14 protein-coding genes are annotated in these 12799 nt (G+C 70.4%); 4 read left to right on the top strand and 10 right to left on the bottom strand.

The genetic code is table 11. The features are described 5' to 3' along the window. Positions 1 to 37: 37 nt before the first annotated feature. The 3 genes from C4V41_RS37350 to C4V41_RS37340 are packed head-to-tail and all read right to left on the bottom strand — an operon-like array spanning position 38 to position 2863. Positions 38 to 766 carry an enoyl-CoA hydratase/isomerase family protein gene (locus tag C4V41_RS37350; protein WP_103960717.1) on the bottom strand — a complete coding sequence of 243 codons (729 nt, stop codon included), beginning with the start codon at positions 764 to 766 and terminating at the stop codon, positions 38 to 40. Next, positions 763 to 2232 carry an AMP-binding protein gene (locus C4V41_RS37345; protein ID WP_235030621.1) on the bottom strand — a complete coding sequence of 490 codons (1470 nt, stop codon included), beginning with the start codon at positions 2230 to 2232 and terminating at the stop codon, positions 763 to 765. The genes C4V41_RS37350 and C4V41_RS37345 overlap by 4 nt, the downstream gene beginning before the upstream one ends. Further along, complete coding sequence (locus tag C4V41_RS37340) at positions 2225 to 2863, bottom strand: TetR/AcrR family transcriptional regulator (RefSeq protein WP_103960716.1); 639 nt, start codon at positions 2861 to 2863, stop codon at positions 2225 to 2227. The genes C4V41_RS37345 and C4V41_RS37340 overlap by 8 nt, the downstream gene beginning before the upstream one ends. A gap of 113 nt (positions 2864 to 2976) precedes the next feature. Between C4V41_RS37340 and C4V41_RS37335 the strand changes: the two genes are divergently transcribed. The 3 genes from C4V41_RS37335 to C4V41_RS37325 are packed head-to-tail and all read left to right on the top strand — an operon-like array spanning position 2977 to position 5254. Further along, positions 2977 to 3795: a MerR family transcriptional regulator gene (locus C4V41_RS37335; protein WP_103960715.1), complete on the top strand. Its 819-nt coding sequence runs from the start codon at positions 2977 to 2979 to the stop codon at positions 3793 to 3795. Beyond that, on the top strand, positions 3792 to 4754 hold the full coding sequence (locus tag C4V41_RS37330; protein ID WP_327537496.1) for a sigma-70 family RNA polymerase sigma factor: 963 nt from the start codon (positions 3792 to 3794) through the stop codon (positions 4752 to 4754). The genes C4V41_RS37335 and C4V41_RS37330 overlap by 4 nt, the downstream gene beginning before the upstream one ends. A 14-nt stretch (positions 4755 to 4768) precedes the next feature. Then, positions 4769 to 5254 carry a GyrI-like domain-containing protein gene (locus C4V41_RS37325; protein WP_103960713.1) on the top strand — a complete coding sequence of 162 codons (486 nt, stop codon included), beginning with the start codon at positions 4769 to 4771 and terminating at the stop codon, positions 5252 to 5254. Here C4V41_RS37325 and C4V41_RS64595 read toward each other — a convergent pair. From C4V41_RS64595 to C4V41_RS37300, 6 genes are all read right to left on the bottom strand, one after another. Then, complete coding sequence (locus C4V41_RS64595; protein ID WP_235030642.1) at positions 5251 to 5634, bottom strand: DUF234 domain-containing protein; 384 nt, start codon at positions 5632 to 5634, stop codon at positions 5251 to 5253. The two genes, C4V41_RS37325 and C4V41_RS64595, sit on opposite strands and share 4 nt — an antisense overlap. A 32-nt stretch (positions 5635 to 5666) precedes the next feature. Beyond that, positions 5667 to 5921: a hypothetical protein gene (locus C4V41_RS64590; RefSeq protein ID WP_235030644.1), complete on the bottom strand. Its 255-nt coding sequence runs from the start codon at positions 5919 to 5921 to the stop codon at positions 5667 to 5669. A 164-nt stretch (positions 5922 to 6085) separates the two neighbouring features. Then, positions 6086 to 7714 carry a phospho-sugar mutase gene (locus C4V41_RS37315; protein ID WP_103960712.1) on the bottom strand — a complete coding sequence of 543 codons (1629 nt, stop codon included), beginning with the start codon at positions 7712 to 7714 and terminating at the stop codon, positions 6086 to 6088. Continuing rightward, on the bottom strand, positions 7711 to 8514 hold the full coding sequence (locus C4V41_RS37310) for a purine-nucleoside phosphorylase (RefSeq protein WP_103960711.1): 804 nt from the start codon (positions 8512 to 8514) through the stop codon (positions 7711 to 7713). Before C4V41_RS37310 ends, C4V41_RS37315 begins: the two co-directional genes overlap by 4 nt. Before the next feature lie 2 nt (positions 8515 to 8516). Next, positions 8517 to 9821, bottom strand: coding sequence for a M20/M25/M40 family metallo-hydrolase (locus tag C4V41_RS37305; protein ID WP_103960710.1), 1305 nt, complete (start codon positions 9819 to 9821; stop codon positions 8517 to 8519). After that, complete coding sequence (locus tag C4V41_RS37300) at positions 9818 to 10816, bottom strand: Lrp/AsnC family transcriptional regulator (RefSeq protein ID WP_235030620.1); 999 nt, start codon at positions 10814 to 10816, stop codon at positions 9818 to 9820. The genes C4V41_RS37305 and C4V41_RS37300 overlap by 4 nt, the downstream gene beginning before the upstream one ends. Positions 10817 to 10920: 104 nt before the next feature. On the opposite strand from C4V41_RS37300, the gene C4V41_RS37295 reads away from it, so the two are divergent. After that, a complete protein-coding gene (locus tag C4V41_RS37295; protein ID WP_235030619.1) occupies positions 10921 to 12225 on the top strand; it encodes an MFS transporter in 1305 nt (434 codons plus the stop codon). Here C4V41_RS37295 and C4V41_RS37290 read toward each other — a convergent pair. Continuing rightward, on the bottom strand, positions 12222 to 12713 hold the full coding sequence (locus tag C4V41_RS37290; RefSeq protein WP_268808732.1) for a gamma-glutamylcyclotransferase: 492 nt from the start codon (positions 12711 to 12713) through the stop codon (positions 12222 to 12224). The genes C4V41_RS37295 and C4V41_RS37290 overlap by 4 nt on opposite strands. Positions 12714 to 12799: the final 86 nt, after the last annotated feature.

The raw sequence follows: 12799 nt of genomic DNA, 5'->3' as shown, positions 1-12799 counted from the left end.
TGTACGACCCCCGCCGCACTGCGGCGGGGACGAGTGGTCATTGCCGGGGCCGGTTGACGAAGGCGGTCATGCCGGCTTTGGCGAGGCCCGACGCCTCCACCCGCCCGGCCGCCTCCGTCTCCGCCGCGAAGGCACGCTCGACCTCCGCCAGTGACGGCCGCAGCAGCGCGAGGTGGACGGCCGTGGCGGTGCCGGGCGCGCTCCAGCGGTGCACCCGGGCGATCGCCGCCGCCAGCAGTTCCTCAGGGGCGACGATCTCGTCCAGCAGGCCGAGGGCGAGGGCGTCGTCAGCGCCCATCCGGGCCGAGTCGAGCACCAGTCGCAGGGCCTTCGCGCCGACCAGGCGGGGGAGCAGGTAGCTGGAGGCGTTCGAGATCGACAGGCCGAGGTGGTTCTCCGGCAGGAAGAACTCGGTCGCCGGAGTGCCGATGCGGGCGTCGAAGCCGAGCGTCCACTCGGCGGCGCCGCCCACGGTCAGGCCGTTGAGCGCGGCCACCACCGGGACCGGCGTCTCCAGCACGGCCCTGGTCATGTCGTGGAAGGTCTCCACCTCCTCGACCAGCGACAGGCCGAGGGCCTGGCCGATGTCCTCGCCGGCCGAGAACGCCCGGCCCGTGCCGGTGACCACGACGCCTCTGGCGCGTGCCCCCTGCTCGCGTACGGCCGCCGCCAGGTCGACGCGCATGGCGGTGGTGAGGGCGTTGAGCTTGCCGGGGCGGGCGAGCGTGATCACGGCCACGCCGTCGCGTTCGGTCACGTCGATCATGTCTGCTCCTTGTCGACCGGGATGGCGGGGGCGGCGCGCTGGTCGCGGCCGGGGGTGAGGAGGTGGCGCTTCTCGATGCGGGCCGACGGGGTCAGGGAGAACTCCTCGACGAACTCCACGTACGCCGGGAGCTTGAAGCGGGCCAGCCGGCTCCGCGCGTGCTCGATCACGCTCGCCACGGTCTCGGCGGTGGCCTCATGACCCGGGCGGAGCTGGACGAACGCCTTGGGCAGCTCGCCGAACAGCTCGTCGGGGATGGGCACCAGGGCCGCCGACAGGACCGCCGGGTGCTGGGTGAGCACGCTCTCCACTTCGGCGCACGAGATGTTCTCGCCGCCTCTGCGCACCATGTCCTTGATCCGCCCGGCGTGCCGGATGTAGCCGTGGGCGTCGCGGACGCCGAGGTCGCCGGTGTGGTACCAGCCGCCACGGAACGCGTGGGCGGTGGCCTCCGGGTGGTTCCAGTAGCCCTTCATCATGGGGACGCCCCTGATGAGGATCTCGCCGGTCTCCTCGTCGATCACCACCTCCTTGCCCGGCGGCGCCACGCCCATGGCGCCGGTGCCGACCGTCTCCCCGGCGGCCACGGGCACCATCAGGTCGCAGCCGCTCTCCGTGGAGCCGTACAGCTCGCGCCAGGGCGCGCCCCAGCGCTCCTCGAACGTGCGGTGCAGGGCGGGCTGGATGCCGGAGCAGAGCACGAGGCGCATGCGGTTGTCGCGGTCGTCCGGGCGGGGCTGCTGTTTGTGGGTCAGAAGGGGCATCGTGCCGAGTACGTACGTGAGCGTCGCGCCGTGCTCCCTGGCCGAGGCCCAGAAGCCGGAGGCGGAGAAGCGGGGGAGCACCACGAGGGGGATGCCGCCCATCAGGCACACCAGGGTGACCCACTGGGGGTCCATGTAGGAGTACGCCTGCGCGATCATGAAGACGTCGTCGTCCCGGAGGCCGATCTCGTCCACGACGACCTGGGCGGTTCTGAGCCAGTAGTCGTGGGTGAGCATGCAGGCTTTGGGAAAGCCCGTCGTCCCCGACGTGTACTGAAAATTCGCGACATCGTCGTTCCTGACCGGAACGTTCCGAGCGGTGCCGCCGCTCAGCGAGTCGAGGGTGTGCACGGTGCCCGGGATGTGCGGCGCGTGCTCGTTCGTCGTGATCGTCGCGACGGCGCCGGAGTCGCGCAGGACGTGCTCCAGGTCGGCCGCCCGGTAGCGGACGTTCACCGGCACGGTGATCGCGCCCGCCTTCAGGATCGCCAGCCAGCTCAGCGGCCAGCCGGGCACGTTGTCCATCATGATCGCCACCCGGTCGCCCGGCCGTACGCCCTTGTCGATCAGGGCCCCGGCCAGGCGGTCGGACCGCGCGTCGGCGTCCGAGAAGGTCAGGGAAGCGTCGGGGAAGCGGAGAAATTCGCGGTCGCCGTACGTACGGGCGGCGTGCCGCATCAGCTCGGGAATCGTGTCATTCATCCGGCGGCTCCCATGGGTACTCGGGCAACAGGGAGAAATCGGCTGTCGCGACGGCCTGGGCGGGGGCGCGGACGGCGGCCAGGCCGATCGTGACGAACTCGGCGCACACCTGCTCCAGCGTGGAGGCCCCGTCGGGGCGGTACCACTCGCTGGTGCCGGTGCACATGGACATCAGGGCGAGCCGGGTCAGCTTCTGGTCGGCGACGCGGAACGTGCCCTCGGCCACCCCGTCGGCGAGGGCACGCTTCCAGTGCTCCTCGTACGCGTCCCGCAGCGCGATGATCTCGTCGTGGGCGGCCGAGCCGGGCGTCAGGGAGCGTAGTTCGCCGTCCATGACGCGGGTGGTCATGGGGTTGCGGGCGTGGATGGCGGTGAGGGAGCTGATGAGCACGCCGAGGCGGTCGGCCGGGCGGTCGAAGGGGGTCAGCATGCGCTCGGTGGCCTCGGTCACGCCGCGCTGGGCGACGCGCATGAGGTCGGCCAGCAGGGCTTCCTTGCTCGATACGTGGTGGTAGATCCCGGCGTTGGTCATGCCGACCGCCCTGCCGAGGTCTCTGATGCTCGTGGCGGCGTACCCCTGGCGGGCGAACAGCAGCACCGCCGCCGTCCTGATCCGCTCACTCGCATCCATGTGTCACCTACCGAACGTTCGGTCGCACCTCTTGGTCGCAAATTACCCCAAGTCATCCAAAATCGCCATAGGTTGACTCTGACACCGTGTCAGCCCGTACATCTTGAGGTGACATGTTCGGCATCGGAGATTTCGCCAGGCTGGGGCTGGTGTCCGTACGGATGCTCCGGCACTACGACGCGATCGGCCTGCTGCGCCCCGCGCACGTGGACCCGGTCAGCGGCTATCGGTCCTACCAGGCCGAGCAGTTGTCCCGGCTCAACCGCATCGTCGCCATCAAGGACCTCGGCTTCACGCTGGAGCAGGTCAGGACGATCCTCGACGAGAAGGTGAGCACGGAAGAGCTGCACGGCATGGTACGCCTGCGCCGCGCCCAGCTCGAAGCCCAGATCAGCGCCGACCTGGCGAGGTTGCGCAGCGTCGAGGCGCGGCTGCGTACGATCGAGACGGAGGGGCACATGAGGACGGCGGAGGTCGTGCTGAAACGGGTCGACCCGGTCAGGGTCGCCCAGCTCAGCGCCAGGGCGGCCAGCTACGAGAGCCAGGACATCGGCCCGGTCATCGGCCCGCTGTTCGTGGAGCTCTGCCGGCGCGTGGAGGCCGCCGCCGTGCGCGTCACCGGCCCCGGCATCGCCTACTACCTGCCCGAGGACGACGGCTCGGTCATGGTGCACGCCTGCCTGCCGGCCGCCGTGACGCCCGGCGGCCACGACTTCGAGGTGCTGGACCTGCCGGCTATCGAGACGGCGGCCACGATCATCCACCACGGCTCGATGGAGGCGGCGGGGCCGACGTTCCAGACGCTGGCCCACTGGATCGAGGAGAACGGCTTCCGCTACCGCGACCTGGCCAGGGAGATCTCCCTGCACTGCCCGGACGACCGGGACGAATGGGTCACGGAGCTCCAGATCGAGGTGGTCCCCGCCGCATGATGGAGCTCGACCTGAAGCGAAACGTGGGGCGAAACCCGGAGCGAAACCTGGAGCGGCACCTGGAGCGGCACCGCACCGAGCTGACCGGCTACTGCTACCGCATGCTCGGCTCCGGCTTCGAGGCCGAGGACGCGGTGCAGGAGGCGCTGGTCAGGGCATGGCGCACCTACGACCCGGACCGTGGCCCGCTGCGCGCGTGGCTGTTCCACCTGGCCACCAACGTCTGCCTGGACATGCTCAGGGGTCCGCAGCGCCGCGCCCGCGCCATGGACCTGGGCCCGGCCGCGACCCCCGGCGCCCCGCTGGGCGTCCCGCTCCCGCCGGAGCGCTGGATCCAGCCCGTCCCCGACGCCCGCGTCCTCGACCCGGCGGACGTGGCGGTGGGCCGGGAGACGGTACGTCTGGCGTTCGTGGCCGCCCTGCAGCACCTGCCGCCCCGGCAGCGGGCCGTGCTCATCCTCCGCGACGTGCTGCGCTGGAGCGCCGCCGAGACGGCGACCCTGCTGGCCACCACGGTCGCCTCGGTCAACAGCGCCCTGCAACGCGCCAGAGCCGCTCTCCCGGCGACCGCGCCCCTCGACGCGGAGGTGGACGAGGCCCTGCTGACCCGATACGTCACGGCGTTCGAGCGCTACGACGTGGACACGCTGGTGTCGCTGCTGCGCGAGGACGCCACCTCGTCGATGTCGCCGTTCACGTGGTGGCTGCGGGGCCGGGCGGCCGTCCACGCGGTCCTGCTGGCCTCGGACGCGCCGTGCGCGGGCTCCCGCCTGGTCCCGGTGCGGGCCAACGGCTGCCCGGCCTTCGGCCAGTACCTCAACGGCGAGCCGTTCGCCCTGGTCGTCATGGAGGTGGCCGGGGGGCTGATCGCGGGGCAGACCACGTACCTGGATCCCGGGTTGTTCCCGTTGTTCGGGTTGCCGATGAGTTTCGAGCCCGCACTCCGTACTGATGGGTGAAGGAGGCAACACACATGCCAGAAATCATCGAACTCCCCGAACGCCCGTACATCGGGGTGCGCGGAACCATCACCATGACCACCTTCGGCCTCGTGGCGGACCGCATAGGCGAGATCATCGGCCGCCTCGCCGCCCGCGGCGTGTTCCCCGCGGGGGCGCCGTTCCTCAGATACGACAGCATCGACATGCCCGGCGACCGCCTGGTGGTCCAGGCCGGCGTGCCGGTCGCGACCCCGGTGGAGGGCGAGGACGACCTCTTCGCCGCCACCCTCCCGGCGGGCCGCTACGCCACCGTCTCCCACCACGGCCACCCCGACCAGCTCATGGGCGTCACCGAGAACCTGCTGCGGTGGGCCCAGGAGCAGGGGCTCAAGTGGGACATGAGCGAGCGAGACGGCGCCGAGCACTGGGGCTGCCGCCTCGAGCTCTTCCAGACCAACCCCATGGAAGAGCCCGACCCTGACAACTGGGACACCGACCTGCAGTTCCGCCTGCTCTAACGCCAGACCTCCAGCAGGTCCTCCGGGGTGACGTGCCTGACACCCTCCACACCGCAACCACTGCGCGAGACGGCGTAGAGCGGCGTGGAGGTGTCGGCCCCCGGCACCTGTGCTTGACGAACGATCAGTTCGCGCAGGTCATGGTCATCGAAGGGCCGGTTCTCCAGCCACTTCACGGATCCCACCATCGTGATCTTCTTCGCGATGGGTTCTCCGTCGGCGCCGATCAGGTCGATCTCGGGATGGTTGGTCCTCGTCCAGTAGCCCCCGATCGCGCTGGTGCCCTCGGGCAACCCCTCCATGCGGCGCAGGGAGTCCTGAATCAGGGGTTCGATGGCCGTTCCCCGCCATGAGGTCCAGGAACGGCGGATCCGCTCCAGGACCTTGTCCCCGCGGCCACGTTCGATGTCGGTCAGGCGGGCCGAGATGAAGGGGATCCAGAAGCGCAGGTCGCGCGCGGGATGTCCTGGGTGGCGGCCGCGATATTGGAGTGCGTACGCTGCCCGGAACCGATGGCGTGCAGAATCTGACGGGCATGGGCTTCCGGGGGGAACTCGGCGGCGAGAGCCCGCTCGCCGCCCACGACCAGCGCCGACAGCGGGTCCTCGACCGCCTGCTCCAGATAGGTCCAGAGCGAGGCGCCCTTGGGCCACTCCTCACAGATCATCGGCGGCCCGCTGATAGAAGGGGCGCTCGTAGGTGTTGATCTCCTCTATCTCAGGGCACGCTTGAGAACGGCGAGTTCGCGGCGCCTGCCGATGAAAGGTGCCATTCCCCTCCAGTTGGTCTCAGTCGTGAGACGACCACGTGTGGGCCATCCGGCTTTGGTCGCTACAGCCCCAGCCGGGAGGTCAGGTCTGCCTTCAAGGCGTTGAGCCGCTCCTCCCCAAGCCTTCTGGCCTCCTCGACCGAGCCCGTCACCGGGACGACCACCTCCAGGTAGCACTTCAGCTTCGGCTCCGTCCCCGACGGCCGGACCACCACGCGGACGTCGTCCGCCAGCCGGTAGCGCAGACCGTCCGTAGGTGGCAGGCCGCCGTCGCCCTCGTTGAGGTCGTCGGCGCGTTCGACCGCATATCCACCGAGGCCGGCCGGGGGGTCGGTGCGGAGGCGGTGCATGGCGGCGGCGATCAAGGAGAGGTCGTCGACGCGGAACGAGAGCTGGGACGTCGCATGCAGGCCGTAGCGGCGGGCCTGGTCGTCCAGGAGGTCCAGCAAAGTGCGGCCGTGCCGTTTGGCGGTGGCGGCGATGGCGGCGACCGTCAGAGCCGCGCCGATCCCGTCCTTGTCCCGGACCGGCAGGCCCGCGTCCGAGCCGACGCTGTAGCCGATGGCCTCCTCGTAGCCGAAGACCAGCCCCGGGCCCGCTTTGATGATCCACTTGAAGCCGGTCAGCGTCTCGCCGTAGCGGACGTCGTGGGCCTGGGCGATCTTGGACAGGAGGGTGGACGAGACGATGGTGGTGGCCACCATGCGGTCGCCGGTGGTGTGGGTGATGACGTGCTCGGCCAGCAGGCCGCCGATCTCGTCGCCGGTCAGCATGCGGACGCCCCCGCCCGGCAGTGGTATGCCCACCGCGCACCTGTCAGCGTCCGGGTCGTTGGCCAGGACCAGGTCGGCGTCCAGCTTGGCGGCCAGCGCGACGGCCAGGTCCATCGCCCCCGGCTCCTCCGGGTTCGGGAACGCGACCGTCGGGAAGTCGGGGTCGGGGTTGCGCTGCTCCTCGACCGCCATCGGCGTCTCGAACCCGGCGGCCAGGAACGCGCCCGTCAGGGTCGCCCCGCCCACCCCGTGCAGCGGCGTGTACGCCACCCGCAGGTCACGCGCCTCGCCCAGCGGCAGGGACGTCACGGCGTCGAGGTAGTCGTCGACGATGCCCTCGCCCAGCTCCGTCAGCGTGCCGGGAGCGTTGAGCGGAAGTTCGTCCACCCGGCCCACCGCGTCGATGGCGGCCGAGATCTCGCTGTCGATCGGCGGCACGATCTGGGAGCCGTCGCCCCAGTAGACCTTGTAGCCGTTGTCGCGCGGCGGGTTGTGGCTGGCGGTGACGGTCACTCCGGCGTCCGCGTCGAGGTGGCGTACGGCAAAAGCCAGCACGGGCGTCGGCAGCGGCGACGGCAGGATCGAGGCGTGCAGCCCCGCGCCCGTCAGCACGGCGGCCGTGTCACGGGCGAACACGTCGGACTTGTGCCGCGCGTCGTAGCCGATGACCACGTGCTTGCCGGGGCCGAGCACCGCGGCCAGGCCGGCGGCGGCGCGCATGACGGTGACCCGGTTCATCCGGTTGGGGCCCGCGCCCAGCTCGCCCCGCAGGCCCGCCGTGCCGAACTCCAGCTTGGCCCCGAAGCGCTCCTCCAGGGCCGCCAGGTCTTCGCGCTCGATCAGGGCGGACAACTCGGCGCGGGTGTCGGGGTCGGGGTCTTGTGCCAGCCACCGCCTGGCCTCCTGGAGCAGGCTCACAGCCGGTCCACCACCTTGGCCAGCAGCACGCCCATGCGGGCGGCCGTGGTGCGGCCCACCTCGAGGACCTCCTCGTGGTTGAGCGGGTCGCCGGACAGGCCGGCCGCCGGGTTGGTGACCAGCGAGACGCCGAGCACCTCCAGGCCCGCCTCGCGGGCGGCGATGGCCTCCAGGACGGTGGACATGCCGATCATGTCGCCGCCGAGCGTGCGCAGCATCCGGATCTCGGCAGGGGTCTCGTAGGTGGGGCCGCGGAAGGCGACGTAGACGCCCTCCGCGAGGCTCGGGTCGATCTCGCGGACCAGCGCGCGCAGGCGGCGCGAGTAGACCTCGGTGAGGTCGATGAACGTGGTGCCGGTGATCGGGTTGGCGCCGGTCAGGTTGATGTGGTCGCTGATCAGGACCGGGTCGCCGACGTTCTGCGTCTCGGGGCGCAGGCCGCCGGCCGCGTTGGTCAGCACGAGCGTGCGTACGCCGGCCGCCGCCGCCGTGCGTACGCCGTGCACCGCCGCGTCCACGCCGAGCCCTTCGTACAGGTGCGTGCGCCCGAGGAGGACCAGCGCGTGCCGGCCCGACGGGGTGCGCACGACGCGGATCTTGCCGCCGTGCCCCGCCACGGCCGGGGCGCGGAAGCCCGGCAGATCGGCGAACGGGATCTCGCTCACCGTCTCGCCGAGCGCGTCGGCGGCGGGCACCCACCCCGAGCCCATGACGAGCGCCACGTCGAAGGTGTCGAGGCCGGCGGCGCCGCGCAGCGCCGCGGCGGCCTCGCCGGCCAGGGTGTATGCGTCGTTGGTCACCTTCAGTAGTTTAGGAGCAGCCTGTCGAGGACCCGTACGCCGAACTGCAGCGCGTCGACCGGCACCCGCTCGTCCACGCCGTGGAACATCGACGCGAAGTCCATGTCGCCGGGCAGCCGCAGCGGTACGAACCCGAACCCGCGCACCCCCAGATCGGCGAAGAACGTCTTGTTGTCGGTGCCGCCCGACATGCAGTAGGGGATCGCCCGCGCCGCCGGGTCCTCCGCCTTCAGCGCCGCGATCATCGACTCCACCAGCGCCCCGTCGAACGTGGTCTCCAGCGCGATGTCGTGGTGCACGAACTCGCGCCGCACCTTCGGCCCGAGCAGCCCGTCCACGGTCTTGAAGAACTCGTCCTCGAACCCGGGCAGGAACCGCCCGTCCACCACGGCCGTGGCCTGGCCGGGGATGACGTTCGACTTGTAGCCGGCGTTGAGCTGGGTGGGGTTGGTGGTGTTGCGCAGCGTCGCGCCGACGAACCGTACCAAAGGCCCGATCTGGTCGAGGACCGGCTGCGGGTCGGCCTCGTCGAAGGGGATGCCGAAGGCGTCGGCCACCTCGGTGAGGAACCGGCGCACGGTGGGGGTGTAGGTGAGGGGCCAGTCGTGGGCACCGATCCTGGCCACCGCCTGGGCGATCTCGGTGACGGCGTTGTCGTCGTTGAGCATCGAGCCGTGGCCTGCCGTGCCGTCGGCGGTCAGCTTCATCCAGGCCAGGCCCTTCTGGGCCGTCTCGATCAGGTAGAGCCGCAGGGACGGGTCCACCTCCAGCGAGTAGCCGCCGACCTCGCTGATCGACTCGGTGACGCCCTCGAACAGCTCGGGGTGGTGGGCGGTGAGGTATTTGGCGCCGTAGACGCCGCCGGCCTCCTCGTCGGCCACCCAGGCGAAGACGATGTCGCGCCGCGGCTTGCGCCCCTCGCGCTTGAGCTGGCGCAGCACGGCCAGCATCATCGCGTCCATGTCCTTCATGTCGACGGCGCCGCGGCCCCAGATGTAGCCGTCGCGCACCTCGCCCGCGAACGGGTCCACCGACCAGTCGGCGGCGTTGGCCGGGACGACGTCGAGGTGGCCGTGCACGAGCAGGGCGGGCAGCGACGGGTCGGAGCCCTCGACCCGGGTGATCACGTTGCCGCGGCCCGGCTCGCTCTCGATGTACGTCGAATCGATCCCGACCTCGCTCAGCCTGGCCATGACGACCTCGGCCGCGGCCCGCTCGCCGGGGCCGCTGCCGTCCCCGTAGTTGCTGCTGTCGGCGCGGATGAGCTCCACGCACAGGTCGGCGACTTCCTTCTCAGCGGGTGTCATGGCGTTGTCTCCCAATGGTGATCCAGCGTGAGCAGTCCGGACTTGTGGAGGTGACCGCGCTTGTAGGCGCGGGTGATGAGGGTGAGATCGACGTCGGTGATCTCGTCGTGCCGGCCGACGACGCCGGTCATGAAACGGTAGAGGTCCGCCTCGTGCGCCGCGACCACCTGCACGATAAGTGAATGCGTGCCCGTTGTGGCCGCGCAGTAACGGACGTTCGGGTGCGCGGCCAGCCGCTGGCCGACCAGGTCCAGGCCGTGGGGGCGGACCTTCAGCCAGAGCATGGCCTCGACCTCCAGGCCGAGCAGCGCGGGCTCCACCTCGGCGCGCGGCAGCAGCAGACGCCGCTCGATCAGCGAGGTGACGCGGCGGCGCGCGGTCGGCACGGAGACGTCCAGCCGTTCGGCGACCGCGGTGAAGGCGATCCGGCCGTCGGCGGCGAGCAGTTCGGCGATCTCCTGCTCCAGGGGTGACAGGCCCTCCTCATCGGGCAGGCCCTCGGGGAACGGGTCCGGCCGTAACTCGGCGATCTCCTGCTCGGTGAGGTAGGGGGCATGCCACTCGGCGACGGTCCTGAACGTGTGGAGCACGACCTGGGTCTGCGTCTGTACGACGCCGTCGATGTCGGAGACCTGCGAGGACAGGATGCGGTGCAGGTCCTCGCGCGAGGGCGAGACCAGCTCACAGCCGAGGTCCGCGGCTCCGGTGAGGGAGTAGACCGAGCGCGTGTCGGGCCGGTCGGCCAGCGCCTTGGCCACCTGCGCCGCCGACCCGGGACGCACCTGGACGTGCAGGTGGACCGGTCGTCCGTGCCCGGTGCGCAGGTCGTCGTAGATGGCCGTGACCCGTACGACGCCCTCGGTGATCAGCCGCTGCAACCGCCTGGCGACCGTGCGTTCGTGCTCGCCCACCGCCCGGCCGATCTCACCCCACGACGCGCGCGGACTGACTTGCAGCGCGGCGACCAGTCGCCGGTCGAGAACATCCACCTGCACCCGTTTCTGTGTCGGGTTTGTAAATATCTGCTCAGATATTTGACTGTTTCGGTCGTCCGAATGCACAGTAAGCCATCTCCGCACCTGTCAGCAAAGGAGCCCACGTGGCTACCTCCCCTGTGGCTCAGTCCCCCCTGGGCATCCCCAAGAGCCGCGTCCGCCAGTTGATGGCGGCCAGCATCGGCAACGTGGTCGAGTGGTACGACTGGTACGCCTACACCTTCCTGGCCACCTACTTCTCCCTCCAGATCTTCCCGAAGATCGAGGGCAACAGCCTCGTGCCGCTGCTGAGCTCGTTCGCCGTCTTCGCGGTGGGCTTCTTCATGCGCCCGCTCGGCGGCCTGCTGGTCGGCGCGTTCGCCGACCGCTACGGCCGCAAGGCCGCCATGACGTTCACCATCATCCTGATGGGCGCGGGCTCCCTGCTCGTCGGCCTGACCCCCACCTATGAGGCCGTCGGCGTCCTGGCGCCGATCATCCTGACCCTCGCCAGGCTCATCCAGGGCCTGTCGGTGGGCGGCGAGTTCGCCGCCGCGACCACGTTCCTGGTCGAGTCGGCCCCGCCGAACCGCCGCGGCCTGTTCTCGAGCTTCCAGTACGTCAGCACCACCATCGGCCAGCTCCTGGCCTCCGGGCTGGCGGCGCTGCTGGCCACGACGCTGGTCAAGGCCGACATGGACTCCTACGGCTGGCGCATCCCGTTCCTGGTGGGCGCGGTGCTGAGCCTCGTGGGCCTGTGGATCCGCAAGGGCGCCGACGAGACCTCGGCCGTCGCGGAGGAGATCCAGCAGGGCAAGGCCGAGCGGCCCAAGCTCTTCGAGTTTCTCAAGCACTATCCGAGGTCGGCCGCCACGATCGTGGGCATCACCATCGCCGGCACCGTGGCGTACTACACGTGGACCAGCTTCCTGCCCACGTACGCGCAGATCACCGTGGGGTTCGACAAGGCGGACTCGCTGCAGATCGGCACGATCTCGCTGGTCTTCTTCATGATCCTGCAGCCGCTGCTCGGCATGTTGTCGGACCGGATCGGCCGCCGGCCGATGCTGATCACCTTCGGGCTCGGGTTCCTCATCCTGCCCGTGCCGCTGCTCGGGATGCTCAGCGACGCCTACTGGAGCCTGCTGGTCGTGCAGCTCGTCGGCATGGTGTTCCTCGGCTGCTTCACCTCGATCTCGGCCGCCGTGAACTCCGAGCTCTTCCCGACCCGCGTGCGGGCGGCGGGCGCCGGGTTCCCGTATTCGCTGACCGTGGCGCTCTTCGGCGGCACCGCCCCGCTGATCGGCACCGCGCTGCAGGAGGCCAAGATGCCGGAGCTCTTCCCGTGGTATATGTCGGCGCTGGCGCTCGTCTCCACCCTGGTCTATCTCTTCGTCCTCAAGGAGACCAAGGACCAGCCGCTGCGTTAACCGCCGTATGAGGTGCAGGGGCGCTCCCGCAACTCCTTGACGTAGTCGTCGGGGGCGCCCGCCCGCTCGGCCGCCTCGGCCAGGCTGCCCAGGTAGCGGGCCGACGGGAGCCCGCCCTCGTAGCCGTCGAGCACGTAGAACCAGGCCACGACCTCGCCCTCCAGCGTCTGCACCCGCAGCCGCACCTTGTGGTAGGCGCCGCGGACCGCGCCCTCCCACTGGTCGAGCGAGGTCTCCTCCCAGTCGGGCACGTCGTAGAGGACCACGAACACGTGCTCGTCGGGGGCCTCCACGATCGTGGCGATGGCCCCCTCCCACGCCAGGTCCATGCCGCCGAAGGTCAGGCGCCAGCCCTGGAGCCAGCCCACGCCCCAGATCGGTGAGTGGGGGGCACGCATGGTCATCTGCTCAGGGTCCATGTTCGTGCCGTACGCGGCATAAAGCCTGAGGTCATTCGGCTTCTTCGGCTGATCCGAAAGCCAAGCCACGGTCCACCCCTCTCGCCGGGTGCTTCACGTCATCCAGCTACCGCGCCATCCTGTCACGCTGAACAGCTCGGTCGGACCATCGGAAT

The sequence above is a fragment of the Nonomuraea solani genome (genome assembly GCF_900108335.1).
Classification (GTDB): Bacteria; Actinomycetota; Actinomycetes; order Streptosporangiales; family Streptosporangiaceae; genus Nonomuraea; species Nonomuraea solani.
The sequence above is the reverse complement of the archived record's forward strand: the minus strand, read 5'-3'. Positions and strand labels throughout refer to the sequence as shown.

What these genes read in the sequence shown, in the direction of transcription:
- C4V41_RS64590 (WP_235030644.1), bottom strand. Translation starts at nt 5,921, where the DNA reads ATGATCTGTGAGGAGTGGCCCAAGGGCGCCTCGCTCTGGACCTATCTG.
- C4V41_RS37335 (WP_103960715.1), top strand. Translation starts at nt 2,977, where the DNA reads ATGTTCGGCATCGGAGATTTCGCCAGGCTGGGGCTGGTGTCCGTACGG.
- C4V41_RS37305 (WP_103960710.1), bottom strand. Translation starts at nt 9,821, where the DNA reads ATGACACCCGCTGAGAAGGAAGTCGCCGACCTGTGCGTGGAGCTCATC.
- C4V41_RS37330 (WP_327537496.1), top strand. Translation starts at nt 3,792, where the DNA reads ATGATGGAGCTCGACCTGAAGCGAAACGTGGGGCGAAACCCGGAGCGA.
- C4V41_RS37325 (WP_103960713.1), top strand. Translation starts at nt 4,769, where the DNA reads ATGCCAGAAATCATCGAACTCCCCGAACGCCCGTACATCGGGGTGCGC.
- C4V41_RS37345 (WP_235030621.1), bottom strand. Translation starts at nt 2,232, where the DNA reads ATGAATGACACGATTCCCGAGCTGATGCGGCACGCCGCCCGTACGTAC.
- C4V41_RS37350 (WP_103960717.1), bottom strand. Translation starts at nt 766, where the DNA reads ATGATCGACGTGACCGAACGCGACGGCGTGGCCGTGATCACGCTCGCC.
- C4V41_RS37340 (WP_103960716.1), bottom strand. Translation starts at nt 2,863, where the DNA reads ATGGATGCGAGTGAGCGGATCAGGACGGCGGCGGTGCTGCTGTTCGCC.